At 65.4% G+C, this 26,646-nt stretch carries 26 protein-coding genes; 13 read left to right on the plus strand and 13 right to left on the minus strand.

What is annotated here, in order from left to right:
- Window positions 1-6 precede the first annotated feature (6 nt).
- Window positions 7-453: a DUF4399 domain-containing protein gene (locus FAZ95_RS12535; protein ID WP_137332753.1), complete on the minus strand. Its 447-nt coding sequence runs from the start codon at window positions 451-453 to the stop codon at window positions 7-9.
- A gap of 258 nt (window positions 454-711) precedes the next feature.
- Here FAZ95_RS12535 and FAZ95_RS12540 point away from each other — a divergent pair, with 258 nt between their 5' ends.
- Window positions 712-1,851 (plus strand): formylglycine-generating enzyme family protein, encoded by a 1,140-nt coding sequence (locus FAZ95_RS12540; protein ID WP_137332754.1) that lies wholly within the window; start codon window positions 712-714, stop codon window positions 1,849-1,851.
- A 124-nt stretch (window positions 1,852-1,975) separates the two neighbouring features.
- The gene (locus FAZ95_RS12545) at window positions 1,976-2,398 is read left to right on the plus strand and encodes an HIT family protein (protein WP_137332755.1); all 423 of its coding nucleotides are present in this window, start codon (window positions 1,976-1,978) and stop codon (window positions 2,396-2,398) included.
- Window positions 2,399-2,450: 52 nt separating this feature from the next.
- Here FAZ95_RS12545 and FAZ95_RS12550 read toward each other — a convergent pair whose 3' ends face one another.
- The 3 genes from FAZ95_RS12550 to FAZ95_RS12560 all read right to left on the minus strand — a co-directional run bounded on the left by FAZ95_RS12550 (window position 2,451) and on the right by FAZ95_RS12560 (window position 3,602).
- The gene (locus FAZ95_RS12550; RefSeq protein WP_137332756.1) at window positions 2,451-2,828 is read right to left on the minus strand and encodes a DUF190 domain-containing protein; all 378 of its coding nucleotides are present in this window, start codon (window positions 2,826-2,828) and stop codon (window positions 2,451-2,453) included.
- 33 nt (window positions 2,829-2,861) lie between these two features.
- On the minus strand, window positions 2,862-3,215 hold the full coding sequence (locus FAZ95_RS12555) for a hypothetical protein (RefSeq protein WP_137332757.1): 354 nt from the start codon (window positions 3,213-3,215) through the stop codon (window positions 2,862-2,864).
- A 69-nt stretch (window positions 3,216-3,284) separates the two neighbouring features.
- Window positions 3,285-3,602, minus strand: a complete 318-nt coding sequence (locus FAZ95_RS12560) for a DUF190 domain-containing protein (RefSeq protein WP_137332758.1) — start codon at window positions 3,600-3,602, stop codon at window positions 3,285-3,287.
- A 218-nt stretch (window positions 3,603-3,820) separates the two neighbouring features.
- On the opposite strand from FAZ95_RS12560, the gene crcB reads away from it, so the two are divergent.
- The gene (crcB, locus tag FAZ95_RS12565; protein WP_137332759.1) at window positions 3,821-4,201 is read left to right on the plus strand and encodes a fluoride efflux transporter CrcB; all 381 of its coding nucleotides are present in this window, start codon (window positions 3,821-3,823) and stop codon (window positions 4,199-4,201) included.
- On the opposite strand, the gene FAZ95_RS12570 is transcribed toward crcB, so the two are convergent.
- Window positions 4,198-4,758, minus strand: coding sequence for a GNAT family N-acetyltransferase (locus tag FAZ95_RS12570; RefSeq protein ID WP_137332760.1), 561 nt, complete (start codon window positions 4,756-4,758; stop codon window positions 4,198-4,200). The genes crcB and FAZ95_RS12570 overlap by 4 nt on opposite strands.
- Before the next feature lie 352 nt (window positions 4,759-5,110).
- Between FAZ95_RS12570 and FAZ95_RS12575 the strand changes: the two genes are divergently transcribed.
- The 8 genes from FAZ95_RS12575 (at window position 5,111) to FAZ95_RS12610 (ending at window position 16,851) form a co-directional block, all read left to right on the plus strand.
- The gene (locus tag FAZ95_RS12575) at window positions 5,111-6,331 is read left to right on the plus strand and encodes an MFS transporter (protein WP_137332761.1); all 1,221 of its coding nucleotides are present in this window, start codon (window positions 5,111-5,113) and stop codon (window positions 6,329-6,331) included.
- Window positions 6,332-6,580: 249 nt separating this feature from the next.
- Window positions 6,581-7,477: a TetR/AcrR family transcriptional regulator gene (locus tag FAZ95_RS12580; protein WP_137332762.1), complete on the plus strand. Its 897-nt coding sequence runs from the start codon at window positions 6,581-6,583 to the stop codon at window positions 7,475-7,477.
- A 96-nt stretch (window positions 7,478-7,573) separates the two neighbouring features.
- Window positions 7,574-10,072, plus strand: a complete 2,499-nt coding sequence (locus tag FAZ95_RS12585; protein ID WP_137332763.1) for an acyl-CoA dehydrogenase — start codon at window positions 7,574-7,576, stop codon at window positions 10,070-10,072.
- Between the two features lie 147 nt (window positions 10,073-10,219).
- Window positions 10,220-11,638: a 3-oxoacyl-ACP reductase gene (locus FAZ95_RS12590; protein ID WP_137332764.1), complete on the plus strand. Its 1,419-nt coding sequence runs from the start codon at window positions 10,220-10,222 to the stop codon at window positions 11,636-11,638.
- 14 nt (window positions 11,639-11,652) lie between these two features.
- A complete protein-coding gene (locus tag FAZ95_RS12595) occupies window positions 11,653-12,576 on the plus strand; it encodes a MaoC family dehydratase (protein ID WP_137332765.1) in 924 nt (307 codons plus the stop codon).
- A 76-nt stretch (window positions 12,577-12,652) separates the two neighbouring features.
- Window positions 12,653-13,966 carry an acetyl-CoA C-acetyltransferase gene (locus FAZ95_RS12600; RefSeq protein WP_137332766.1) on the plus strand — a complete coding sequence of 438 codons (1,314 nt, stop codon included), beginning with the start codon at window positions 12,653-12,655 and terminating at the stop codon, window positions 13,964-13,966.
- Between the two features lie 26 nt (window positions 13,967-13,992).
- Window positions 13,993-15,774: an AMP-binding protein gene (locus FAZ95_RS12605; RefSeq protein ID WP_137332767.1), complete on the plus strand. Its 1,782-nt coding sequence runs from the start codon at window positions 13,993-13,995 to the stop codon at window positions 15,772-15,774.
- A gap of 54 nt (window positions 15,775-15,828) precedes the next feature.
- Window positions 15,829-16,851, plus strand: a complete 1,023-nt coding sequence (locus FAZ95_RS12610; protein WP_137332768.1) for a DUF1571 domain-containing protein — start codon at window positions 15,829-15,831, stop codon at window positions 16,849-16,851.
- A 22-nt stretch (window positions 16,852-16,873) separates the two neighbouring features.
- On the opposite strand, the gene FAZ95_RS12615 is transcribed toward FAZ95_RS12610, so the two are convergent.
- Window positions 16,874-17,281: a hypothetical protein gene (locus FAZ95_RS12615; protein WP_137332769.1), complete on the minus strand. Its 408-nt coding sequence runs from the start codon at window positions 17,279-17,281 to the stop codon at window positions 16,874-16,876.
- A gap of 298 nt (window positions 17,282-17,579) precedes the next feature.
- Here FAZ95_RS12615 and FAZ95_RS12620 point away from each other — a divergent pair, with 298 nt between their 5' ends.
- A complete protein-coding gene (locus tag FAZ95_RS12620; RefSeq protein WP_137332770.1) occupies window positions 17,580-19,535 on the plus strand; it encodes an acyltransferase family protein in 1,956 nt (651 codons plus the stop codon).
- 65 nt (window positions 19,536-19,600) lie between these two features.
- On the opposite strand, the gene FAZ95_RS12625 is transcribed toward FAZ95_RS12620, so the two are convergent.
- From FAZ95_RS12625 to FAZ95_RS39285, 7 genes are all read right to left on the minus strand, one after another.
- Window positions 19,601-20,209: a DUF2239 family protein gene (locus FAZ95_RS12625; RefSeq protein ID WP_137332771.1), complete on the minus strand. Its 609-nt coding sequence runs from the start codon at window positions 20,207-20,209 to the stop codon at window positions 19,601-19,603.
- A gap of 144 nt (window positions 20,210-20,353) precedes the next feature.
- Window positions 20,354-21,820, minus strand: a complete 1,467-nt coding sequence (locus tag FAZ95_RS12630; RefSeq protein WP_137332772.1) for a tetratricopeptide repeat protein — start codon at window positions 21,818-21,820, stop codon at window positions 20,354-20,356.
- A 116-nt stretch (window positions 21,821-21,936) separates the two neighbouring features.
- The gene (locus FAZ95_RS12635; RefSeq protein WP_137332773.1) at window positions 21,937-23,520 is read right to left on the minus strand and encodes an FAD-binding oxidoreductase; all 1,584 of its coding nucleotides are present in this window, start codon (window positions 23,518-23,520) and stop codon (window positions 21,937-21,939) included.
- A gap of 98 nt (window positions 23,521-23,618) precedes the next feature.
- Complete coding sequence (locus FAZ95_RS12640) at window positions 23,619-24,149, minus strand: hypothetical protein (RefSeq protein WP_137332774.1); 531 nt, start codon at window positions 24,147-24,149, stop codon at window positions 23,619-23,621.
- Between the two features lie 153 nt (window positions 24,150-24,302).
- A complete protein-coding gene (locus FAZ95_RS12645) occupies window positions 24,303-25,118 on the minus strand; it encodes an anti-sigma factor family protein (RefSeq protein ID WP_137332775.1) in 816 nt (271 codons plus the stop codon).
- Entirely contained in the window at window positions 25,115-25,636 is a 522-nt protein-coding gene (locus FAZ95_RS12650) for a sigma-70 family RNA polymerase sigma factor (protein WP_137332776.1), read from the minus strand. Before FAZ95_RS12650 ends, FAZ95_RS12645 begins: the two co-directional genes overlap by 4 nt.
- A gap of 27 nt (window positions 25,637-25,663) precedes the next feature.
- Complete coding sequence (locus FAZ95_RS39285) at window positions 25,664-25,807, minus strand: hypothetical protein (RefSeq protein WP_175425582.1); 144 nt, start codon at window positions 25,805-25,807, stop codon at window positions 25,664-25,666.
- A gap of 361 nt (window positions 25,808-26,168) precedes the next feature.
- Here FAZ95_RS39285 and hfq point away from each other — a divergent pair, with 361 nt between their 5' ends.
- Window positions 26,169-26,645: an RNA chaperone Hfq gene (hfq, locus tag FAZ95_RS12655; protein ID WP_137332777.1), complete on the plus strand. Its 477-nt coding sequence runs from the start codon at window positions 26,169-26,171 to the stop codon at window positions 26,643-26,645.
- The last annotated feature ends 1 nt before the right edge of the window (window position 26,646 follow it).

Below are 26,646 nucleotides of genomic sequence, written 5' to 3' on the forward strand. Positions count from 1 at the left end.
CCCCCGCTACTTGACGGTGATCGTGATCTTCTGCGAATACACCGGCGGGTTGTGCGGCACGTGATTGAAGTCCCCCATCAGGAGCTGCAGCGTGTGCTTGCCGGGAGGCAACTCGATGCGCGCCTCGGTCTCGCCGGCGCCGAAATGCAGGTGATTCCGGTCGGATGGAATCGGCTGATCCATCGGCGGCAGATCAGTGTCGATCAGCAAATGGTGATGCCCCGTGTTGGGCCGATCGACGCCCTTCGGACAGATACCCATGTTGCGCAGCCCCATGCGCACCCAGAACTTGCCGCCGGTAATCACCGAGCCGTCATACGGCCAGATGATGTACACCTCGGCGCCGGTCGGCGACGGGGTCGGCCCGGCCAACGCCGGGCGCGGCAGGAGCATCGCGCCGGTGGCCCAGGGAAGCGTGGCGGCGATAGCCACGAGCATCGTTCTTCTGTGCATGACCGTGCCTCCCTTTCCGACTTTTGCTTCGCGTACTTCACTGCTTCGTGCCGCCCCGGGTTTGCCCTCGGGTCGCGATTAATAGCTTAGGACGTAACGCGCGCGAACCCTACCTCGCGATGCTGGCAACAACCCTATTCTCGCTAATACCCATGCATGACGCGCCTTCAAGCGCGGACTATTCGCTCGTCTTTATTCGAAATCTGCTGCTATCGTTGTTGATGGGGATGCGAGATGCCGAATACAAGGAGACTGAATATGTGGCGAAAACTCTTGCCGGTATGCCTGTTCGCATCGCTCCTCGTCGCGTGGCCAGGGAGTCCGCACGCCGGCGTGCTGCCCAAAGACAGCTCGGAACAATACGAAATCACCTTCTGGGATTCGATCAAGAACAGCACGTACCCGGGCGATTACGAGGCGTATCTGAAGGCGTATCCGAACGGCCGCTTCGTGCCGCTCGCGCAAGCGCGCCTCGAACGGTTGCGCGCGGCGGCATCCGCGGCATCCACGGGACAAGCGGCACATCCGCCTGCCGCACAAACTCAAGCGGCACCGCCCGCACCTGCCCCCACACCCGCCCCCGCACCGGCCCCTGTTCCTGCGCCTGCGAAGAATGCGCAAGCGCCCTACGGCACGGCACCCACAGCAGCTGCAACGCCCGCCAAACCCGCCGCCGCCGGCGTGCAGGAAATCAAGGACTGCCCAGCGTGCCCTGCGCTGATCGCGCTCAATCCCGGCGCGTTCACGATGGGCAACAACACCGATGACCCATCGGAAAAGCCCGCGCATCACGTGACGATCGGCCACCCGTTCGCGCTCGCGAAATACGCGGTCACGGTCACGCAATGGAGAGCCTGCGTGAGTGCGGGAGCCTGTCCGCAGCTGTCCAACGAAAACAACTCGGGCCCGAATACGCCGGTACGCGACGTGAGCTGGGACGACGCGCAGCAATATCTGAAGTGGCTGACGAAAATCAGCGGCAAGTCCTATCGCTTGCCGACCGAGGCGGAATGGGAATACGCGGCGCGCGGCGGCACGGCAACGCGCTACTGGTGGGGCGACACGATGAAGAAGGGCAATGCGAACTGCAAGGACTGCGGCGACCCTTGGCATCCGGACGCGCCGGCCGACGTCGGCACCTTCGCGGCCAACCCCTACGGGTTCTACGACATGAACGGCGGCGTGTGGGAATGGGTCAGCGATTGCTGGCACAGCTCGTTCAAAAACGCACCGGCCGACGGCCGCTCATGGGACGAACCGATGTGCGAAGCGCGCGTAATTCGAGGCGGCTCATGGAAGGACGACGCGAGCTACATGCTCTCGTCGACACGCTTTAAATACGACGGCAGCGTGCGCTACTCGGAGAACGGATTTCGCGTGGCGCGGGATATGAAGTGACGCTCGCATGCGGGCGCTGTGTGCGCTGTGTGCGCTGTGTGCGCTGTGTGCGCTGTGTGCGGTACGGGCCCGAGCTGCTCCATAATGTCCCGCACCGCCACTCCTGGTCCGCCCCGCACTCACCATGACCTACGACCCCAACAACCCCTTTGCCAAAATCCTTCGCGGCGACGCCCCTTGCGTGAAGGTCTGCGAAACCGGCGACGTGATGGCCTTCATGGATTTGATGCCGCAATCGGACGGCCACGTGCTGGTCGTGCCGAAGGAACCCGCCGCCACGCTTTTCGATTTGTCGGATGCGGGCGCTGAGGCGAGCATCCGCGTGGTGCGGCGCGTCGCGCTGGCCGTGCGCGCGGCGCTTGCGCCCGATGGCGTCTTCGTCGGGCAGTTCAATGGACGCGCCGCCGGCCAAACCGTGGAGCACGTGCACTTCCATGTGATCCCGCGCTGGGCCGATCAGCCGCTGCGGATGCACGCGCGCGTGGTCGCCGATGCCGCCGAATTGGAAGCGCTGGCCGAGCGCATTCGCGCGCATCTGCGCGACTGAATGCGAGACTGAGTGCACGACCCAGCGCTCGACTCAACGCTCGACTCAGCGCCTACGATCGTCCGATCAGCGAAAACGTTTTGTGCGCTTTGTGCGGCTGCGCTTCGTCGCTGTCGTCATCGCCGATCACGCCGAACTCGATCGGAAAGCGCGTGTAGAAAACGTGCACGTTCTCCGCTCGAACGATGGCCAGCATGCGCTCGGCCTCATCGCCGGTCACAGCGAGGATGATCTGCAGCGGCTGGTCAGCCAGCTTGAGCACGTGCGGCGCGTGATGGGCGCCGGCGTGCCCGACGCCCTCAGCGGCACTGATGACCGTCGCGCCGCGAATACCGAGCCGGCGCGCCTCGTGCAGCAGCCATTCGCAGACGGTCTGATGTCCGTGCTTGCGATTTTGCTCGGTGTAGAACGTCAGTTGATAGCCGTTCACGACCCCCTCCCGCACGCCACGCGTGTTCGGCGGCTAAGCGCCGCTTTGATCGCGCTGCGCAAAGCGAATCGCCTCGGCCAGCACCGGCGCGATCTCGTCGACGCGGTCGCGCTCGATCCGCAGCTCGACCCACTCGTTCATCGCCGAGCGGCCATACGGCTGAAACGCGAACGCGCGGCCGCTTTGCACGAGCGCTGCCGCGCGTTCGGCAGGCAGCTTGATGCCGAGGCCGCTACCGTACACGCAGAACGCGATATGGCGCCCGACGAAGGCCGCCGGACAGCCGAACATCGCCCCCTCGTGCACGGGCGCGTCAATGTCGCGCACTTCGTTGAATGCAGCGTCGAATAGAAACCGGTCATGCAAGAGCCTGGGTGTCGAGTTCATGCTCTTCTCCTTGTCCCATGCAGTGCGGTGCTTGCACGCGCTTGGCGAAATTCGCCTGCGCGACAGCCCCTACGCCCCGAGCACCTCGTATTCGATCGAGTACCGCGTATAGAAGAGGCGGACGCCGCCGTGCCGCAAGATGTCGAGCAGCAAGTCGATCTTGCTGTCTTCGGCCGCGACCGTCACCGCGACCGGCTGATCGGCCAATTCGAAAAAGCGCGCCGCGTGGAGCTTGCCGTGCGTGCCGTATCCTTCGGTCACTTCGATGACCGTTGCGCCCTGAATGCCCGCTTTCGTGGTTTCGTCGAGAATCCAGCCGACCACGGTCTTATGGTTCTTGCGGTGGCTCTGGTTCGCCGCGTACATCGTCAACTGGCTGCCTTTCATGGCGCACTCCGATGGATCGGCGTGAACGAACGCAGCGCGCGATCCTGCAGGCACATTCGCGAGGTGGGGGTCGATCGAGTGTAGCACCCGCTCCTGGCCGCCGCCATTCGCGTATCCGGCAATGCTAGACTCCCGGCCAGCCCGCCCAGGAGCCGCGCCGCGACACGCGACTCGCACGCACCGCGCTCCCGGCTGCTCAACCTTGTCTGGAATCTCACATGTATTGGTCCATCCTCGCCGTCGGCATCGGCGGCGCGCTCGGCTCGCTCGCCCGCTGGGTGCTCGGCCTCCGCCTCAACAGCCTGTTCCCCGCGTTGCCGCTGGGCACGCTCGCTTCGAACCTGATCGCCGGCTACGTGATCGGGGTTGCCGTCGCCTGGTTCGCCAAGCTGCCGAACATTGCGCCCGAGTGGCGGCTCTTCGTAACAACCGGCTTGATGGGCGGGCTCTCCACGTTCTCGACGTTCTCCGCGGAAGTCGTCGCGCAGCTGCAGCAAGGCCGGCTCGGCTGGGCCGGCATGGAAGTCGCGATCCACTTGTGCGGCTCGCTCATCATGACGGCGCTCGGCATCGCAACCGTGGCGCTCATCGTCCGCTAACCCAAATCCTCCCGCACTAAGCGATAGCGCACATAACGCTTGCCGTCGCTATCGACTTCCCCCACGCGCCGCATGCCGAGCTTCTCGGCAACCCGGCGCGAGGCGGCATTCTCCGCCGCGATATCGGCGACGATGCGCGGCAGCCTCACCGTCTCGAACGCGTGCCGCATGAGGGTGCGCGCCGCTTCGCTCGCGATCCCCCTTCCCCACGCATCGCGCACGAGCCGCCAGCCGATCTCGACTTCGGGCCCCGCCCCGTGATCGGGAATCAGGAGCACCCAGCCGATGAAGCGCTCGGGCGTGGCCGCTTCGAAAATCGACCAATAACCGAGCCCGCGCGGGTACGCGCGCGTCATCCGGTACTCGACGAACGCCCTGTGCTTGACGGGGTCGTCCCATGGACCGGCGATATGACGCGTCACCTCCGGATCGCGGTCCATCGCCAGGCAGGCTTCGAGATCCGCCATCGTGCGTGGGCGCAGCCACAGACGGCCGGTGTCGAACACCGGTAAAAGGTCGTCAGCGGGCGTGGCTGACGTTGGCGAAAACGATGTCATTGCATGAATCGGAAAAGAGAACGGTTAAGCGAACCGCTAAAACTCCGTGCGCAAGCGCATAGCTTTGCATTGCGCCAACAGCGCACGCTTGCAATTGGCGCATGCCGTGCTTTAGCCATTAGCAACCTACATGCTTGGCTCGGCTTTAAAAATTACGTTTAGCCAACAACGCTTGCGGCTTTCTTTGTCATTGTGAAACACGGCTAGGGATTATTACTAAGAAATCACTGATGAACCATGCAACCGCTTAAGCAGCGGCGTACACTCGCTCGTGCCCAATTGCGGGGGCGTGCCGGGGGATGGCGCTGCCCCACCCAGCCCGGGCCACATGGAGACTCTGGAGAACAATGATATGAGCTGGACGCGCGAACAAAGAAACGTAACAATCGCGGCCTATCTAGGCTGGACCCTGGACGCCTTCGATTTCTTCCTCATGGTGTTCGTATTCAAGGACATCGCCGCCGAATTCAATACCAAGATCACCGACGTCACGATTGCGCTGACACTCACGCTCGCCGCGCGCCCAATCGGCGCGCTGATCTTCGGACGGCTCGCCGACAAGTTCGGCCGGCGTCCGACATTGATGCTCAACATCGCCTGCTACTCGCTCATTGAATTGCTCTCCGGCTTCTCGCCGAACCTGACGACCTTGCTCGTGCTGCGCTTTCTGTTCGGCATCGCGATGGGCGGCGAATGGGGCGTCGGCTCGGCGCTCACGATGGAAACCGTGCCCACGCATTCGCGCGGTTTCGTCTCCGGTCTGCTGCAAGCGGGCTACCCGAGCGGCTATCTGCTCGCCTCGGTCGTGTACGGCATCCTTTACCAATACATCGGCTGGCGCGGCATGTTCTTCGTCGGCGTCGCGCCGGCGCTGCTCGTGATGTACATCCGCACGAGCGTGCCCGAGTCGCCCGTATGGAAGACGATGGAAAAGCGCGCGCGTCCGGGCCTCGTCGAGACGCTCAAGCAAAACTGGAAGCTGTCCATCTACGCAATCGTGCTGATGACCTGCTTCAACTTCTTCTCGCACGGCACGCAAGACCTCTATCCGACCTTCCTGCAAAAGCAGCATCATTTCGATCCGCACACGGTGTCGCTGATCGCGATCACGCTGAATATCGGCGCGATCGTCGGCGGCCTGTTCTTCGGCTCGCTCTCGGAGAAGATCGGCCGGCGCCGCGCGATTTTCATCGCCGCATTGATCGCGCTGCCGGTGCTGCCGGTCTGGGCCTTCTCGACGACGGCCGTCACGCTTGCGATCGGCGCGTTCCTGATGCAGATCTCGGTGCAAGGCGCATGGGGCGTGATTCCCGTCCACTTGAACGAGATCTCGCCGGATGAAATCCGCGCGACGTTCCCCGGTTTCGTGTATCAGCTCGGCAACCTGCTCGCGTCCGGCAATGCTCCGATGCAGTCCGCGTTCGCCGAGAGTCACGACAACAACTATGCGCTGGCGCTCGCGACCACTTGCGGCATCGTGGCGGTCATCATCGCGGTGCTGATTTTGTTCAGCCGCGAGCGGCGCGGCATCGATATGCAGCTATCGGCAGAGCACGTCAAATCGACAGCTTGACGTGTCGTTTGAAAGCAAAAAGCGCTTTGCCATAGCGCCTTTTGCTATGGCAAGCATGAAGCGATGCGTGCACGTTCGGGCAAGCGGTTTCTTGACTCTTTGCTTGAGCGGTCTAGAGGACTCTGTCGATAAACAAGCCTTGCCGTAATCACGCATCGATCCGTATCTTATAAAAAACAGGTGTTTGAATTAGATCGTTAAACAGTTGAATGCTTGTACGCGGCCGGGCAACCGGCATGGGAGGCGCACATGGCAGTTCGCACACCGAGCCGGCTCGCCGGCGACACGAAGGCGCGCATCTTGGATGCCGCCGAAGATCTCTTCATCGAATGCGGCTACGAGGCGATGTCGCTGCGGCACATCACGTCGCGCGCCGAAGTCAATCTCGCCGCCGTCAACTATCACTTCGGCAGCAAGGAAGCGTTGATCCACGCGATGCTCTCGCGCCGGCTCGACAAGCTGAACGAAGAGCGACTGAAGCTGCTCGACCGCTTCGACACGCTGCTCGGCTCGCACCTGACGTGCGAGCACGTGCTCGGCGCGATGTTCATTCCGGCGCTGCATCTTTCTCGCGAGCCGCGCACGGGCGGACGCGCGTTCCTGCGGCTCTTGGGGCGCGCGTACACCGATCCGTCCTCGTTCATCCGCGACTTTCTGAGCCGGCATTACGCGTCGGTATCGGAGCGCTTCTTCGATGCGTTCCAGCGCGCGTTGCCGCATCTGCCGCGCGGAGAACTCGGCTGGCGGCTGCACTTCGCGATCGGCGCGCTTTCGGGGATGCTCGCGGGCGGCGACACCGACGGCCTCATCGTCGAGTTCTCGCAGGGCAAGTCGATGAACGACCTGCAGTTGATCGCGCGCCTCGCTTCGCTGATCGTCGCGGCGCTCAAGGCGCCTCAGCCCGACGCGGCGCAGTTGGCCGCGTTCGCCGCAGTGCTCGGCGACGCGGGCGATAACGTCGAGAACTGCCTGGCGAGCAACGGCGGCAACGCGAGCGCTTTCGCGCCAAGCGCCGAGACGCCGGGAACGGAAGATGCTGCACCGCAGGCAGAGGCCGCCTCGATGCCCCCATCGCTGCCCCCCAGCGACGAACCGCTTGCGCCGCCGCCCGGCTCGACGATGCCGGCTTCCCGTCCAGCCGCCTGAGTTCGCTTCAGGTCCGAACCCGGGTCCGAGCATCGAGCCTGCGGGGCGCGCGCCAAGCCCGCCCCGCCCGCTTGCTCTTCGCAGGGAGACACGCTCATGGCATGGCTCTTCGCGGCGCTAGCCGTCGCGAGCGCCGCACTCGTCTACTTTCGCGCTCGCGCGACGTGGTGGCTGGCGGCGACGGCCGTGTGGGTCAGCGTCGTCCACCTGAGCGGCGCGGCGGGCCGTGGCGCCGCGCTCGTGCTGGCGGCGGTCTTCGCGCTGCCCGCAGTCGTGCTCGCCGCGAAGCCCCTGCGCCGCGCGTGGCTCTCCGAGCGCGCCCTCAAAGCGTATCGCCGTCTCTTACCTGAGATGTCGGCTACCGAGCGCGACGCGATCGAAGCCGGCACCGTGTGGTGGGACGCCGAGCTTTTCTCCGGCCGCCCGCGTTGGGAAGCCCTGCTCGCGTACGGTCCCGCGACGCTATCCCCGGAAGAACAAGCCTTCATCGACAACGAATGCACGCGTTTGTGCGATCTCGCGAACGACTGGGACAGCACCGCGATCTGGCAAGACCTCTCCCCAGAAGCGTGGCGCTACCTCAAAAGCCAAGGCTTTCTCGGCATGATCATTCCGCAGCGTTATGGCGGCAAAGGATTCTCCGCCTACGCGCACTCGCAGGTCGTCATGAAGCTCGCGTCGCGCTCGTCGGCGGCGGCCGTCTCGGTGATGGTGCCGAACTCGCTCGGTCCCGCCGAACTGCTGATGCACTACGGCACCGAGGAACAGAAGAATCACTACCTGCCGCGACTCGCGCGCGGCGACGAGATCCCCTGCTTCGCGCTGACGAACCCCTACGCGGGCTCGGATGCCGCCGCGATTCCCGATGTCGGCATCGTCTGCCGCGGCACCTTCGAAGGCCGCGAGACACTCGGCTTTCGCATCACCTGGGAGAAGCGCTACATCACGCTCGGACCGATCGCGACGGTGCTCGGGCTCGCGTTTCGCGCGCTCGATCCGGACCATCTGCTCGGCCCCGGCGACGAACCCGGCATCACCTGTGCCCTGATTCCGGCGACGCATCCCGGCGTCGTGATCGGGCGCCGCCATTGGCCGCTCAACGCGGTGTTTCAGAACGGCCCGAACTCGGGCAACGACGTCTTCATTCCGATCGATTGGGTGATCGGAGGACGCGCGCAAGTCGGCAACGGCTTGCGCATGCTCATGGAGTGTCTCGCGGCGGGCCGCGCGATCTCGCTGCCGTCGTCGAACGTCGGCATGGCGAAGCTCGCGGTGCGCGGCACCGGCGCGTACGCCGCCGCGCGCCGGCAGTTCAGGACGCCGATCGGCAAGTTCGAAGGCATCCACGAAGCGCTCGGCCGCATGGGCGGCAATCTGTATCTGATGGACGCCGCGCGGCGCTTGTGCGCGCAAGCGGTCGATCTCGGCGAGAAGCCGTCGGTCCTGTCGGCGATCGCGAAGTACCACATCACCGAGCGCACGCGCCAAGTGATCAACGACGGCATGGACGTGATCGGCGGCAAAGGCATCTGCATGGGGCCGTCGAATTTTCTGGCGCGCCCCTATCAGCAGATGCCGATTTCGATCACCGTCGAAGGCGCGAACATCCTCACACGCAGCCTCATCATCTTTGGGCAGGGGGCGATCCGCTGCCATCCGTATGTGCTCATGGAAATGACCGCGGCGCGCGAGCCTGATCGCGAGAAAGCGCTGCGGGATTTCGACGATGCGCTCTTCGGGCACGCGAATTTTCTTGCGTCGAATGCGTTGCGCGCGTTCGTCTACGGCATCACGGCGGGTATGGCGATCTCGGCGCCCGCCGAGGCATACGCGCCGCTCGCCGCGTATTACCGCTCGGCCACACGGCTTTCGATGGCGTTCGCACTGGTCGCCGATGTCACCATGCTCGCGCTCGGCGCCGATCTCAAACGCCGCGAGCGGATCTCCGCGCGGCTCGGCGACGTGCTCTCGCAACTGTTCCTGATCTCGGCGACGCTCAAACGCTTCGAGGACGAAGGACGCCAGCAAGCCGACTTGCCGCTCGTGCGCTGGGCCGTCGAGGACGCACTGTACGCCGCGCAGCAGGCGCTCGACGGCGTCCTCGCCAACTTTCCGAAACGGCGCCTGGCGATACTGCTGCGCGCCTGCGTGTTTCCGCTCGGCATGCCGTTGCGTCCGCCTCGAGACGCGCTCGCGAGCGAAGTCGCCGAACTCGTGCAGACGCCTTGCGACGCACGCGAGCGGCTGGTCGCCGATTCGTACGTGCCCGACGCCGCCGTCGATCCGCTCGGCTACGGCGAGCGGCTGTTTCATCTGACGCCGCGCGTGGCGGCCATCGAGCACCGCTTGCGCGACGCGGTAAAGCGCCGCCAGCTCGCGCCGATGCCCCAGAGTTTCAAGGAATGGAAGGCATGGGCCGATGCGGCGCAGCAACAGGGACTCATCGACGCCGACGAACGCCAAGCGCTCGACGACTACGCGCGCTACGGCGAACTCGTCGTCAAGGTCGACGATTTCGGCCCGGAATTCGACCTTCTCGAAGCGCTGCAAAAGCGTCACGAAGCGCTTGCGAAGTCGGGCGAGCTGATCGCATGAAACGCTCGCGCACACACGCCGCGATTCCGCCGCGACGCGGTGGACTGGCGCAACCGCAAGCAACTCGCCGACAATAGACGCCGACCTGGCGCCGACCCAACGCCAAGCCGCCACCCGCGCCCCAAAAGAAGACGACACGACGACGCCATGAACGACACCTACCGCAACTTCGTGAACTCGCCGCTCGGCGCACGCGTCGTGCGCTCGCTCGGCCTGCCCCAGCCCGAAGTGCTGCGCCGCTACCGGATCGGGCAGCGCGAAGCGGAATTCGGCGGCATCGCGGCGATCGGCGCGGGGCCGGCGCCGAGTCTGTTCGAGGTGCTGGCCGGCGTGCTCGAGCGCATCGGCATGACGAGCGTGGCGCATGAGCAAGCGCTGGCGTGGCTCGCGATTGCGCAGCGCCGTCAGTCGATGAGCGGGCGCTTTGCCCCGGTCGCGCCCAACGCGAGCGCGCAGGAACGCGTCGCCGCCTTGATCTTCGATGCGACCGGGATCGCCGACAGCCTGCAACTCGACGCCGCGTATGCGTTCTTCCACGACACCCTGCGCTCGCTCGGGGCATGCGGCCGGATCGTCGTGCTCGGCCGGCCGCCCGAGCGCTGCGCCCATCCGCGCCAATGGACCGCGCAGCGCGCGCTCGAAGGCTTCGTGCGCTCGCTCGGCAAGGAAGCGCGGCACGGCATCACGGCGAATCTGATTTACGTCGGCGATGGCGCGGAAGACGGCATCGAAGCGACGCTGCGCTTTTTTCTGTCGCCGCGCTCGGCGTTCGTATCGGGTCAGGCGGTGCGGATCGAAGCCGCCACGATCGACGCCATCGACGACTGGACCCGACCCCTCGCCGGCCGGCGCGCGCTCGTCACGGGCGCGGCGCGCGGCATCGGCGCCGCGATCGCGCAGGCGCTCGCGGATCTTGGCGCGCGCGTCGCCGGCCTCGATATCGAGGCGCTGCACGACACGCTCTCGGTGACGATGCACGGCATCGACGGCGCCGCGATCGATTGCGACATCGCCGCGCCCGAAGCGCCGCAGCAGATCGCGGATGCGCTCGACGCGATGGGCGGCGTCGACATCGTCGTCCACAACGCGGGCATCACGCAGGACAAGACCATCGCGAAGATGACCGCCGACGCTTGGCGGAACGTCATCGCCGTCAACCTCGCCGCGCAGGAGCGCATCGACGAGGAACTGCTCTCGCGCGGCACCTTGCGCGACGGCGGGCGCATCGTCGCCGTCTCGTCGATCGGCGGCATTGCGGGCAACGTCGGGCAGACCAACTACGCGGCGTCGAAAGCGGGCGTGATCGGCCGCGTGCAGTGCCTGGCGGGCGGGCTGCGCGAGCGGCGCATCGCGATCAACGCGGTCGCGCCCGGCTTCATCGAAACGCACATGACCGCGAAGATGCCGTTCGCGCTGCGCGAAGCGGGCCGTCGCATGAATTCGCTGAGCCAAGGCGGCGAGCCCGGCGACGTCGCGCAGACGATCGCGTGGCTCGCGCATCCGGGCGCGGCGGGCATCACGGGCCAGGTCGTGCGCGTATGCGGCCAGAGCCTGTTCGGCGCGTGAGAGGGCCGAGCGACATGAGCGAATGGCTCAAGCCCGCCGGAACCGGTCACCCTGGCGAGGCGCCGCGCCGCGTGAAGACGGTCGTCGTCGAGAAAGCGCCGGCGCCGCACGTGCTGTACGCGCGCGTGATCGCGGGCCTCATCAAGCGCAACCGCGCAGCGCAATTGCCCGCGACGCGCCTCGTGATACCGGCCGCGAAGCTCGACCCCGCGGCGATGGAACGCTATGCGCGCGTCTGCGGCTTCATTCCCGAGCACGGCGTGCCGCTCACCTACCCGCATCTGCTCGCGTTCCCGCTGCATCTGATGCTGCTCACCGAGCCCGCGTTTGCCTGGCCCGCGCTCGGTCTCGTGCATCTCGCCAACAGCGTGCGCCTGCGCCGCCCGCTCGAGCTCGACGACACGCTGCGCGTCGAAGTCGAGTGCGGGCCGCTCATCCAGCACGAGCGCGGCCAGGCGTTCTTGATGTCGGCGCGGATCTACCGGCGCGGCGAAGCGGTATGGGACAGCGACAGCCTCTATCTGAAGCGCAACGTTCCCGCGCAAGGCGCGCGCTTCACGCCGCTCGCGATCGAGCGCGCCGCGCTCGCGCGTGAGACGCGCTGGCAGCTCGCCGCGCAATTGGGGCGCGACTACGCGCAGGTATCGGGCGATTTCAATCCGATCCATCTGAGCCTGCTCTCGGCGAAGGTCTTCGGCTTTTCGCGCGCGATCGCGCACGGCATGTGGACGCTCGCGCGCACCGCCGCCCTGTTCCAGCCGCCCAAACCGCTCGCGTCGGCCGAGCTCGACGGCGAGTTCAAGCGGCCGATGTACCTGCCGGGCGAGGCGTCGTTATGGAGCGCGTCGCGCGGCCCGGGCGAGCGCGAATTCGAAGTGCGCGACGTCGCCGGCGACAAACCGCATCTGTGCGGACGCTTCCGCTGGGAGACTCAATGAAGCACGCGCTGGAATCTAAAGTCGATTCGAATCGTTATGTCGATGTGAGCCCATCCCCACCATGGAGGAGCCCCGCATGCCCCGCCCGCTTCCCGCTGTCAGTCCCGCTGTGAGGCGCGTCGCCATCGTCGGCGGCAACCGGATTCCGTTTGCGCGCTCGAACACGGCGTACGCACGCGCCTCGAACCAGGAGATGCTGACGTTCACGCTGCAAGGGCTCGTCGACCGCTTCGATCTGCACGGCGCGCGGCTCGGCGAAGTCGCGGCGGGCGCCGTCATCAAGCATTCGCGCGACTTCAATCTCACGCGCGAAGCGGTCATGTCGACCACGCTCGCGAAGGAAACCCCCGCCTACGACGTGCAGCAGGCATGCGGAACGAGCCTGGAAGCGGCGATCCTCGTCGCCAACAAGATCGCGCTCGGCCAGATCGACGCGGGCATCGCGGGCGGCGCCGACACGACCTCGGACGCGCCGATCGGCGTCAACGAACAGATGCGCGAGATTCTGCTCGAAGCGAACCGCAGCCGCTCGGCGGGCGAGCGCCTCGGCGCGCTCGCGAAGCTGCGGCCCGGCATGTTCGTGAGCCCGCAACTGCCGCGCAACGTCGAGCCGCGCACGGGGCTCTCGATGGGCGCGCATTGCGAGCTGATGGCCAAGCGCTGGGGCATCGCGCGCGAGGCTCAAGACGCGTTCGCGCTCGAAAGCCACCAGAAGCTCGCTGCCGCCTACGAGCGCGGCTTCATGAACGACCTGATGACGCCCTACAAAGGGCTCACGCGCGACAACACGCTGCGCGCCGACGCCACGCTCGACACCCTCGCGCAATTGAAGCCCGCCTTCGACCGCGACGCGGGCACGCTGACCGCCGGCAACTCGACGCCGCTGACCGACGGCGCCGCCGCCGTGCTGCTCGCGAGCGAAGAGTGGGCCGCGCAGCGCGGGCTGCCGGTGCTCGCCTATCTCTCGGTCTCGGAAACGGCGGCCGTCGATTTCGTCGACAAGAAAGAAGGCTTGCTGATGGCGCCCGCCTACGCGGTGCCGCGCCTGCTCGCGCGCGCCGGACTCACGCTGCAGGACTTCGATCTCTACGAGATTCACGAAGCGTTTGCCGCACAGGTGCTGTGCACGCTCACCGCCTGGCAGGACGACGAATACTGCCGCACGCAGCTGGGCCTGCCCGGCCCGCTCGGCGAGATCGACCGCGCCAAGCTCAACGTCGACGGCGGGTCGCTCGCCACGGGCCATCCGTTCGCGGCCACCGGCGCGCGCATCGTCGCGGGCCTCGCGAAGCGTCTCGCGCAACTCGGCAAGCCCGCGGGCACGGCGCGCGGGTTGATTTCGATCTGCGCGGCGGGCGGCCAGGGCGTGGTCGCCATCGTCGAAAATTGAACACGAGAACCCATCGAGAGACAGAGATGACCGAACCCACCGCCACATCGTCGACACCCGCGTCGACACCCGCATCCGCGTCGTCAGCGAAGGCGCCCAATACCGACGGCATCTGGTACGCCTCGTACCCGCCCGAGGTGCCGCACGAGATCGACGTCAACCGCTATCAATCGGTTGCGCAGTTCTTCGACGATTGCACCGCGCAGTACCGCGAGCGCGTCGCGTTCGTGAGCGTGGGCGAAAACCTCACGTATGGCGAGCTCGCACGCAAGGCCACAGCATTCGCCGCGTATCTGCAGAGCGTGGGCGTCAAGCCAGGCGACCGCGTCGCGATCATGCTGCCGAACACGTTCCAATACCCCGTCACGCTGTTCGGGGCGTTGAAGGCGGGCACGATCGTCGTCAACGTGAATCCGCTCTACACCGTGCGCGAACTCGCCCATCAGCTGAAGGACAGCGGCGCGCAGACCATCGTCGTGTTCGAGAACTTCGCGAAGACGCTCGAAGACGCGCTGCCGGGCACCCAGATCAAGCGCGTCATCGTCACTGCGCTCGGCGACCTGCTCGCCGACGGCTTGAACCTCAAGGGGCGTTTCCTGAACTTCGTGCTCAAGCACGTGAAGAAGCTCGTGCCCGCGTATGGCTTGCCGCAGGCGGTGCGTCTGAAGCAGGCGCTCGCGCTCGGCGCCAAGCGGCCGTTCGCGCCCGTGCGACTCACGCACGCCGATCTCGCGTTCCTGCAATACACAGGCGGCACGACCGGTGTCGCGAAAGGCGCGATGCTCACGCATCGCAACATCATTGCGAACCTGCTGCAAGCGAAGGTGTGGGCCGAGAGCGAACTCTCCGGCGATGTCGAAACGGTGCTCACGCCGCTGCCGCTCTATCACATCTATTCGTTGACCGTGAACGGCCTCATCTTTCTCGGCCTCGGCGGACGCAACATCCTCATCGCGAATCCGCGCGATACCGTGCGCGTGATGAAAATCCTGCGTCACGAGACGTTCACCGGCATCACGGCCGTCAACACGCTCTATAACGCGTTTCTGGAGAACGCGGAGTTCCGCCAACGCGACTTCTCGAAGCTCAAGCTCGCGATGGCGGGCGGCATGGCGATGCAGCGCGCTGTCGCCGAGCGCTTCAAGGCCGTGACGGGCAAGCCGATCGTCGAAGGCTACGGGCTCACCGAATGCTCGCCGATCGTCACGATGACGCCTGTCAGCGTGAAGGCGCAGCGCGAGTTCGACGGCTCGGTCGGGCTGCCCGCGCCGTCCACGCAGGTGCGCTTCAAGAAGGTCGACGGCACCTGGGCCGACATCGGCGAACCGGGCGAGCTGTGCGTGAAGGGGCCGCAAGTCATGAAGGGCTATTGGAACCGCCCCGACGAAACCGCGAAGACGTTCGACGCCGACGGGTGGCTAGCAACCGGCGACATCGGCGTGATGGACGAGCACGGCTACGTGCGCCTGATCGACCGCAAGAAGGACATGATCCTCGTGTCGGGCTTCAACGTGTATCCGAACGAGATCGAAGACGTGCTCGCGATGCACCCGGCCGTGCGCGAAGCGGCGGCGATCGGCATTCCCGACGACGTGCAGGGCGAGCGCATCAAGGTGTTCATCGTCGCGCGCAGCCCGATGACGGCCGACGACGTGATCCAGCACTGCCGCAAGCATCTGACGGGCTATAAGGTGCCGAAGCTCGTCGAGTTTCGCGATTCGCTGCCGCAGACCAACGTCGGCAAGATCCTGCGGCGCACGCTGCGCGACGAGGAGATCGCGAAGCTCGGTCAGGCGCGCGGCGGCTGAGGGTCGATGATGGCGGCGCGGCGCAAGCGCCGATGGACGTAAAGGGAGAGCGTCATGCAACGTTTCAAGTCGGGTCCCGTATTGCGCTTGCCGTGCTCGCTGAGCTTGCGATGCGCGGCACGTGCCGCGCGGGTGGCGGCCATCGGCACGCCGCGAACGCTGGCACTATCCGCCGCGGCCGCCGCACTGCTGTTCTCCGGCTCGCAGGCCGCCTATGCGCAAAGCGGCACGGCGAGCGCAGCCGCTGCGCAAGCGGACCCGGCCGCGCTCGCCGAGGCCGCCGTGAAGCCGCCCACGGTGCCGGCCGCGCAGGCCGGCAAGCTGCCGCTCGGCGCGCAGGTGCTGTGGCTGCGGCGCGCCGCCCAAAGCGGCATGCTGGAGGCGCTCGACGACGACGCGCTCGTCGCCCTCTTCACCTCGCTCGATCCGCGCACGCTGTCGCGCTACATCGCGGCGGGGCCGAACGGCTACCCATCTTACGAATTCACGATGCTGCGCCAGGAGCGCCTTCGCGGCGTGTTTCCCGACAAGCCCGATCACATGCTCGTGCGTCTCACGCGCGATCCGCTGCGCATCTACGTGAAGTGGCTGCCCGACGGCGCGCACGCGGGGCAGGAATTGATCTACGACTCGACGCTGCGCTCCGACGAAATGTACGGGCACTTGGGCGGCATCCTCAGCGTGATGCCGCTGTGGACGTCGCTGAACGGCGCGCTCGCGCGGGCGCAGTCGAATCACAACGTGCGAGAGCTCGGCACCGAATTCATCGCGCAGCAGTTCCTCGCCGACAGCAAGAAGTTCGAGACCGCCGGTGTCGAGCGCTCGCAGAAGATCGAAGTGAAGACGCTCGCGGGTGTGCGCGTCGTCGCGTTTACGTTCGAATCGCCGACGGGCCGGCCCGAGTTCTACGCGAAGAAGGAAACGCTCGGGCTCGATTTGCGGCATCCGTACTTCCGCTCGGTCGAGTCCTACGACAACGACGGCCGGATCTTCGAGCGCATCGTGTTCGACAGCATCACGCCGAAAGCCCTGCCCGACGATACGTTCGATCCGAAGAATCCGGCTTATAAGTTCTGACGGACGGTTCGCGGTTCGTCGTCTAGGCGGGTTTGCGGTCGATGAGGAGTGTGACGGTCGCAGGCAAACGAGGCGCGGCATCGATCGCATCCGGCATGGCGATGTTCCGCACGCGCCAGTTCGCACTTGCCGCGAGTTGCCGCAGCACGAAGCCATCCGATGCGCGCAGCACGCCGATTGCCAACGCGTTCGCTTGCGCGAGATGGGGCGCGAGCGTCGCGTGCCAAAACATCCCTGCGTCGCCGCCGATCTCCATGAACGGCATCGCGCGCCGCGCCGCCGTGGCGGCGGCAAACGCGCGGCTCGCGGGAAGCGAAGTGTCGACGAGCACGATCGTCCCCGCCCGCTCGAGCGCTGCGGCGACGCGCGGCGGCACGCACGCTGCCGCGCTCATCCATGTGCTTGCCTTCACGAAAGTCCGTCGATCCATCGCTCTTCCTTTACGCGCGTCCGGCGCTGTCAGACACCGTTCCGGCAGCCAACGCTACGACCAGCATAGATCGCCGCCAACGCCAATGCGAGCCGACGGCGCGCATCAGCAGCACACGCCGAACTCCCGGCCCGCCCAGCGCCAGTCGCTCATCGACAACAGTCTGTCTCTAATTAATCGAATTCGCATAGAATGGCGCGCGCGGTAAGTTTCAGTAACAAATTATTACAAATCAGCAACAAATTATTACAGCCACGCGCGCCCCATGACCAGGGCAACGCCTGAAACGCCTCGAACCATGCCTGCGGATTTATCTTCATCAGCGACGCCGTCGTCGAACGGCGCGCACGTTGCCTATCGTCCCGATATTGACGGCCTTCGCGCGATCGCCGTCTCGTCCGTGGTGATCTTCCATGCCTTTCCGGCGCTATTGCGAGGCGGCTTTGTCGGCGTCGATGTCTTTTTCATCATCTCCGGCTATTTGATCGGCACGATCATCCTCGGCGGATTGGCTGCGGGAACGTTTCGCTTCTCGACCTTCTACGCGAGACGAGTCAAGCGGATTTTTCCGGCGCTGCTCCTGGTGCTGATCGCGTGCTATGGGTTCGGCTGGTTTGAACTGTTAGCCGAGGAGTTCAAGGAACTCGGCAAGCAGATCGCCGCCGGCGCCGGTTTCGTGTCGAACCTGGCGTTATGGCAAGAAGCCGGCTACTTCGACACCGCGGCGGAAACCAAGCCGCTGTTGCATTTGTGGTCCCTCGGCGTCGAGGAGCAGTTCTATATTTTCTGGCCGATCGCGCTATGGCTCACAAGACGAAATCGACGGGCCCAAGGCTGGCTGATCGTCATCGTCGGCATCGCCTCTTTCGCGCTGAATGTCTTCACCGTAGGCAGCCATTCGGTCGCGGCTTTCTATTCGCCCTTCTCCCGTTTCTGGGAGCTGTTGATGGGCTGCTCATTGGCCTTTCTGACGCTCGAGCGAACCGCGGCGGCAGCCAAGTCCGGCAACTTCATGTCGATAACGGGCGCGTTGCTGATTGCCGCGTCATTTGCCCTGGTGAACAGCAAGCGCGTCTTTCCCGGCTGGTGGGCGCTGCTGCCGACGATCGGGGCCACGCTTCTGATCGCCGCCGGGCCCAACGCATGGGTGAATCGAAATGTGCTTTCGCGCAAACCCTTGGTGTGGATCGGCTTGATCAGTTTCCCGCTCTATCTTTGGCACTGGCCATTGCTGGTGTTTGCTCGACTGATCGAGGGCGAACTTCCGGCATGGCCGATCCGCGCCGAAGCGGTCGCTCTGAGCCTCGTCCTCGCCACGGCCACCTACCTGTTGATCGAGACGCCGATTCGCTTCGGTCAGCGCATCCCTGGACGCGTAGCCGCGCTTTGCATACTGATGCTCGGCGTCGGGTATGCGGGCGTGAACGCCTACCAGCGCGACGGCTTGAGTTTCCGAATCACGTCGATGGCCAGCCGGTTCACGACGACCCGATTCGACACGACGAAAAGCTGGCGCGAGCACGTCTGCTTCCTGGAGTCGAGCGATCGTGCCGAATTTGGCTCGGCATGCGTGGATTCCGGGCACGGTCCGCTGGTGTTCTTGTGGGGGGATTCGTTTGCCGCTGCGATTTCCCCTGGGCTTCGCGACCTGCAGTCCCACTACGATTTCCGGCTCGCGCAATACACCGCTTCCGGGTGCCCCCCGCTTTTGCCGGCCGACGCCCGTGATCCGCGCTGCGCGCGCGTTCACCAGCAGTCGCTGGCAGCGCTGCGCGAGACGCACCCCGATCTGGTGATACTCGACGCAAACTGGATCTCGAGCGATCTCGCGAGCATCAAGGACTCCATCGCGGAAATCCGCGCGGACGGCGTCAAGAACATCGTCCTCGTGGGGCCCGTGCCGCAATGGAACGATGCGCTGCCCAACGTCTACTGGCTTTACTGGCGAAAGAACCATCATCAGATCCTGCCGCCCCGCTCCTCGTTCGGCTTGGTCGCGGGGATTCCCGAGCTCGACGGCGAAGCAAGGAACGCAGCTGCAGCGGCCGGGGTTCGCTATGTGTCGGCGCTCGGAGTCTTGTGCGATTCCGACGGGTGCTTAACGCGCACGGGAGCCGGCAAGGGTGAACTCACCGTGTTCGACCGAGCGCATCTCACGCCTGCTGGCGCGAAGCTGCTCGTCGATTCATCGGTGGATCAATTGCTGATTCCGTCGGTGGCGCCGCCGCGGCAAACGTCTTCCGGTGCAATGTGATGCTTGTTCGCGCCGGCGTTCATACCTAGCGCTTGTCGAGTTGTGGAACGTGAAAGCCGGTGCCGCTAAGCCGTGTTGGCTAGCTGCGCCGCGTAGTCGCGCACATCCACCGGCCACCCGGCGATGAGTTCGTTAAAGCGCAGCTCGTCGTTCGCAAACAACGCACGGGACGCTTCCTCGAAACCCGGAAAATCGCCGGCCATCGCCGACATGAAGTGATACGCGCGCTCCTGCGCTTTTCGCACGCGGTCGCGGTCGCCGTGCGTGCGCCGCGCTTCGTCGACGAGCTTGCGCAACACCACGGACGCCCCGCCCGGCTGCGCCGCGAGCCACTCCCAATGCCTCGGCAGCAGTGTCACTTCGCGCGCGACGACGCCGAGCTTCGGGCGTCCCCGTCCCCGCGGCTCTTCGGGCTGAGCGTCCTCGGAGACGGTTTGCGCTTCGACCTCCGCCTCGGCCTGCGCCGCGAAACGCGCTTCCAACTCGGCGTCCGTGCCTCTCGTATCGATATCGATCGAGCGGCCCGTGCTGTCGTCGAAGATCAGCACGGGGCCGGCCGCACCGTCGTCGAGCGCGCGCCTGACCGCGCGCGCGACCGTCAAAAGCGAACCGCTGGCCACGCGGCTGTGGCCGTCGAAACTGGTGTAGGAATGGGATTGCGATGGGTTGGCCACGGCGGGCTCCGGTCATAGGATTGACCGAATAATACCCGGGTATAAATCAAGTTGCAATATTACCCGGGTAAATCAGATGGGACGCTCAAGTTGCCCGCTTCACTCGGAATTCCGCCGCCGCGATGGGACGGCGGCGGCACCCGCTCATTGAAGCACTCGCTTTCCGTAGATCCATTCGATGCTTCCGTACGGCGCGACTTGATCGAGATCGGCAAGCATCGCTTTGGCGCCCGCGTCATTGCCCTTCACGAACTTCGCGTACGCGCCGCCGTAGAAGAGCGACTCACCGAACGCTTCTTGTTGATCCGCTCCCGACATGGCGCCAATGATCTTCGCGGTTTCCTTCACCGTGTCCTCACCCTGCCACATGCGCAGCAAGGCGCCATAGTGACCCTTGTCGTTCACCGTGTAATAGGCGGCCCTCTTTTCAAGCTCGGAATCGGCCAGCGACGGATCATGCGCTCTCGCCATGATGTAGCGGTAAAGCAAGCTCTTGTACGCCGAGAAGCTCGGCCCCTCGAGCAAGGACTCGGTGTCCGCCAGCGTCTTGATCGCGTTGCCCCATTGCTCCAACTGCATGTAGCAGAAGGTCGCGGTGACGAAACCCTCGGTGTACGTGCTCAGGGCCGACGCGCGCGCATTGGACGCTTGTCCATCAGCAAATTTCCGCGTCGCTTCGAGTTGCGGCGCGAGGATGTCGAGCGCGGCTTGCGGCTGATTTAGATTGAACAAGATGCCAGCTTTGGTCGCGACCACGTCTTTGGACTTCGACGGGTCCAGCATGCGCAATGCCCGATCGACGACAGCGAGCGCTTCATCCGATTGGCCGAGCGAATCGAGCTCGGCCGCCTCGTCCTGCATCGCAAACGCCTTGTCCGATGCCAAAGTGGCGGCGCCTTCCTTTTTCCGCGCTTGCGCGAGGCGCTGCTCGTGGTCCGCCTTCAGGTAGTTGACGTGCACGGTTCCACCGGTCGCGTCCGCGGAGTCGATTCCGCATGCGGGCGCCTGCGGCTCCACGGGAACGGGGTGCGCTGCGTCGGTAATATCCGTCACGTGCTGCGAGCAGCTTTGCATGCCCTGAAAGTCGAACTCGACGAGATACGCGTGGGCTTTCTCCGGGTTGAACGAGGTGACGATCGGCCCGCACGAGTACGTTTGTACCGGCGACATTGATGTCGGCTGATCCACCGACTTGGTCAGCGCTTTCACTTGGACCGGCGTTCCCGGCTCGACATACTGCACGCGCGACGTTTCCACCTTCCGCAGCGGCCTGTTGAGTTTTTCTGTCAAATTCGCGATCCAGGGCAGCAACACGCCCCGGCCGCTATCGAACACCGCGCCGACCGGCTGAAAATCGCCGCATGCCTGCGCCGACGTGCTCTGCCAGAACATGACGCTCATCGGCATGCCCTTCGATCGAAACACCAGCTTGGCCTTGTCGGCCTGGCTGGCGGGAATGGCTTCGTCTGCCAGCATTGTCCGCGGCGCCTTGGCGGCATGGGCAATGGCGCCAGGCTGGCTCGTGCCGTCATGGTGGTGCGCGCAGCCGCCAGTCAGCAAGGCGGTCCCCATCAGGCAAGCCGTAAAGAAGCGAGAACGTTGGTCTGTCATCGAGAATACGTTTTTGTTCGTGGTCGAGTCCTGAATGTCGGCGGCACGAAAACAATCTTTAGTAATTAACCGCTTATATTTGTCACTTGACTTTGCGGCTCGAACATCGCCACGAATTACGTATAACCGCGCTTGCCCCGCCACGCTCGCGGCCAGATCCCCTGCTTGCCCGGCGACAAAATGCCTTCGGGATCGAGCGCATCCTTGATCGTCTCCGACAGCCGCAATAGCGCTCCGCCGTTAAAACCGTATTGCGCGGCGGCGAAGTCCATGTACGCAAGGTGCGCGCGATATTCGCCGTAGCCCGCCGCATGCGCGTCGCTCATCAACGAGCGCAGGGCGTCGCCGGCGGCGTCGGTCTGCCGCGCGTCGTTGCGATCGAAAATCACGGCGGCGATGTGATGCAGATGCCGCTCGCCCGCCGTGAAGCCCCCGTAGTAATCGAAGCCGTATTCGGCCATGCGCGCCTTCGCGAGCGTGTATTGGCGCATGGCGTCGCGCCCCGTGAACGGGCAGATGGGCGAAAAGTCGACGTGCGCGCCCGCGCCGCCGCGCCAGTCGAGCATGCGAAACGCGCTCATCGATGGAATGCCCGCGAGATTGCGATTGGCGCCGCCGCCAGGCTCGGCGTCGCCCGCGTACTTCGCCGCCGTGATCCGCGCGCCGCGAATCCGCGCGAACGCACGCTGAACCATCGCGTAACGCACGTCGAGCAGCTCCGGCGCGCCGTAAAGCGCGAAATGCAGATTCCAGCGGCCGACGCCAAGCTTGTCGAGCATCGCCGCCACCGCGCTTTCGGGCATCGCGCCCGCGCCGTCGTACCACTGCGAGCGCGGCGACACGCTGGCCGCGCGCCGGATTCCCCCTTCGATCACGGCGTGATGGCGAATCGTCTCGTCAAGACGCAGCGGCCGCAGCGTTTCGACGATCGCTTCGAGATCGGCCTCGTCGCGGCATTGAATCTCGCCGAGCAGATACGCGCTCGGCTGCGGCATGAGCCAGATGCCGAGCTTGGTGACGATGCCGAAATTCGACTGCATGAACATCGCGTCGTACGACGGCCCGAATCCCGGCCGGTACACCTGCCACGACGTGCCCGGATCGATGCCGCCCATGCCCGTGCGCAGCACGTCGCCGTTCGCGAGCACGACCTCCATGCCGCACTGCATTGCCGCGTGATCGCCGTAGGGCGTGTAGCCGAAACCGCGCTCGAGCGTGTTGCCGACGATGCTCCCCCAGCCCGCCGCCGGCGCATCGACCCATAGGCGCAGGCCGTGCTCGCGCAGATACGCGTAGAGATCGAAATACGTGACGCCGGGCTCGACGAGCGCAAACGCGAGCGTCTCGTCGACTTCGAGAATGCGGTTCATGCGCTTCAAATCGAGCACGACCGATCCGGCCAGACGCGGCGCGGCGCCGCCGTAAGCGAAGTTGCGGCCCGTCGAGACGGTCCACAGCGGCAGCCGGTAAGCGTTGGCGATGCGCAGGATCTCGCGGATCTCGTCGACGGACGCAGGCAGCACCGCCGCCGACGCGGCGAATGCCTGCGGATTCTCCGGCCCAGGCAAAAACGGATCGGCGTAGGCCGCGAGATCGTCGCCGCTCGCGATGAGGTTCGGCCGGCTGACGACCGAAGCCAGTTCGGCAAGCACCTTGTCGAACGTGGCCTCGGAAAGATTGGGCGGCAGGGTGCGTGTCAATTCGCGTTTCCTTGCTGTTGTTATCGATCGTCGATCCAGCACCGCGAGCGAACTGCCGCTACCGGGCTGCGGCCACTACCGCGCCGCGACAGCACGAATCAGTGGCGATGGAATCCTCCGCTACCCGCGCCCGCGCCGGCCCATCCGTGCGGGCTGCCCCACGCATGCGGGCCGCCCCAGCCGCCGCGCGTTTGCATCATGTTGCCGCGAAACACGCCGTGCATGTGCATGGTATTGCCGTGAAACACGATGTGCATGTGATCGTGATCGAAGTGATGGAAATGGTGGAAATGATCGACGAACACGAACGACGCGCCGACACCGACCACGACTCCCGGCACCCAATACCACGGACTGTAGTAGTACGGACCGTAGTAGTACGCATAGTCGCTTTCCGGGATGACCCAGCTGCCGTCGAGGTTCTGCACGATCTGCCAAGTGCCGTCCGCCTGCAGGCACGCGAGCCCTGAAATCTGCTGCGTGGTGCCGTCGATATCGACTTGTCCCGTCACTGGGCGGCATGTGCCAACAGGAGGCGATGACGTGGTTGCTGCGTCCTGCGCCGCAGCGGGAACGGCGCACAGCACACCGGCGACGAGCGCCGTTCCGAGTCCAAAGGTATTACGCATGATGTCACCCTGCCTGGAGCGAGCGCGGCCGCATCGAACATGGCGGCCCGCGAGGCGCCCCCTTACGTGCAGCGCATCGCCGCACACGTCTCGTTCCCCGCTTGTTGGCCCTCGTTTATTGGTCCCCGCTTTTCTGGTCGTTGATCTGCTTGTTCACTGCCACACGTCGGGCCGCCCCCCAAGCGCGCTGCACACGTCGATCGCAATCGCACGCAACTTATCCTCCGACAACTGCCCGGAGAGCGCATAGCCCATGTGGTCGCTGATCCAGTAGAACGTGCGGCGGTTGCCGTCGCGCAAGAGCCGGAACGCCGTCTCGTCCTTCGGGATCGCGGTGACGTAGAGCGTCAGGCGCGCGCCCGCGTCGTTCTGATACATGAACTGCGCGGCCGGACTCGCCGCATCGCCCGGCAAGAGCCGACCGCCGACGAGCGAATAGCCATATTCCTGCAGCGTCGGCACCGAAAGCGGCCGGTTCAATCGCTTAGACAGCCACGCGATCAAATGCTCCTCCTCGGCCGCCGCCACCTCGACCGGGTGCCGTTTCTCCGGCGCGTAGACCGCGTAGGCGATGTCTGCCCTTTCGGCGAACGACATCGGCTGCGGCTGCCACGCGAGCCGCTGCGAAAACGCTCCCGCCAGCACCGCGACGCTCGCCCCCACCGCCACCCACGAGGCCGCGATCGCAACCCGCTGCCACCACGGCCGATGCACGCGCAGCACGAGATACGGCGGTCCTGCCCTGTCCGCCTCGCCTGCGCCCGACGGCGCCCCGCACAGCGCGCGCAGCGCGGACTGCTGCGCGCGATACGCGGCGACGAGGCTCGCGGCGCGCTCATCCGCGGCAAGCCGGGCGGCTACGTCGAGCCGCTCGGGCTCGGGCAGCTCGCCGTCGGTGAATGCCGAGAACGTGCGCAACTCGGCTTCGGTGAAGCCGGAAGTCGCCGCGGGGTCGTAATCGTCGCTCATCTCGTGTTTCTCACTACTTTCAACGACGCAGCGTGATGCGCCGGACCGTCAGTCAACAGCACGCGCAAGTGCTCGCGTGCGCGGGACAGGCGTGACATCACCGTGCCGATCGGTACGTTCAGCACCGCCGAGGTCTCCTGATAGCTGAGTTCCTCGACGCCTACCAGCAACAGCACCTCGCGCTGCTCGACGGGCAGCAGGTACAGCGCGCGCTGCACGTCGCGCAGGAAGAGCGCATCGACTTCGCCGTGGGGCGCTTCGAGCGTGCGCCACGGCGCGTGCTCATCGTCGACGGCGATTTCGCGCCGTCCGCGCAGCTGGTCGATATAGAGGTGCCGCAATATCGTGAGCAGCCACGCGCGCAGGTTGCTGTCGGGGCGAAACGCGTGCGCGCGGGTGAACGCACGCTCGGCCGTGTCCTGCACCAAGTCGTCGGCCCAGGCAGGATCGCCCGTCAGTGCGCGCGCGTAGCGCCGCAACTGCGGGAGCCACCCGATGACGTCCGCTTCAAAGCTCACGCGGCGACGGCACGCAAGGCCCCGCCGTCAATAGCCGCCGCCGCTGCCGCTGCTGCTCGCGCCGCCGCCGGCGGAGTTCTGATCGCTGCCGTTCGGCGTCTGACAGCCGCTCGCGGCGAGCGCAAGCGCGACAACCACGAAAATGGCGGATAGCTTCCGAATCACGTTCATGTGCCTCTCCAAGTGAGTGCGCCAAAGCACGGCGCGGGACATCGCGCGCCGCTCGCGGCCAATGGCCTCTGAATGGCGTCCACGTAACGATTTAACGGGCCGCGAGGCCGCTTTATTCCGCAAACGCGCACGCTGTTTCTTACCAAAGATTAGGTCTGAATCGGGCCCGTGTCGCCCCCGCCGCGCGGGCGGCGCCGCGCCGCTCGCGCCGCCCGGATACCCCGCATTATTGGCACGCGTTATAGTGCATGCCGGCCATACGAAACACGCGCACCGCGACCCGGGGTAAAATCCCGACGAACGCGCTTGCATCGCCCGCACGCGCGACTAACTTTCTCGCAGCCCCCGCTGCGCCTTCGCAATGCCCAATCCCGCAGAATCGCATCCGCAAAACGACTTCATGAACGCCGCGCGCAAAGAAAGAAAGCGCGTTGAAATCTATCTCGTGAACGGGATTCGTCTCACGGGATGCATCGAGTCGTTCGATCAGTATCTGGTGATGCTGCGCACGCCGGTCGGCCTGCAAGGCATCTACAAGCGCGCCATTTCGACGATCCAGCTCGATACCGGCACGCGGCCCGGTCCGCGCGGCCCGCGCACCGGCGGCAGCGGCCACGGCGAGCGCCATACCTCGCGCGACAGCTTCGGCCCGCGTGAATCGCGCGATTCACGCGAATCACGCGAATCACGCGATACGCACGGCTTGGCACCGGCAGATTCAAGCGCGCCGGTGGAGCGTTCGCCGGACGCACCCGCTTCCGGCTCCGCCCCAGTCGTCGTCACGCGCCGGCGCCGGCCGTACGGCTCGGCACCGGGCGGCAACGAATCCGGCGAGTGAC

It is taken from the genome of Trinickia violacea (assembly GCF_005280735.1).
In the GTDB taxonomy this organism is placed as follows: domain Bacteria; phylum Pseudomonadota; class Gammaproteobacteria; order Burkholderiales; family Burkholderiaceae; genus Trinickia_A; species Trinickia_A violacea.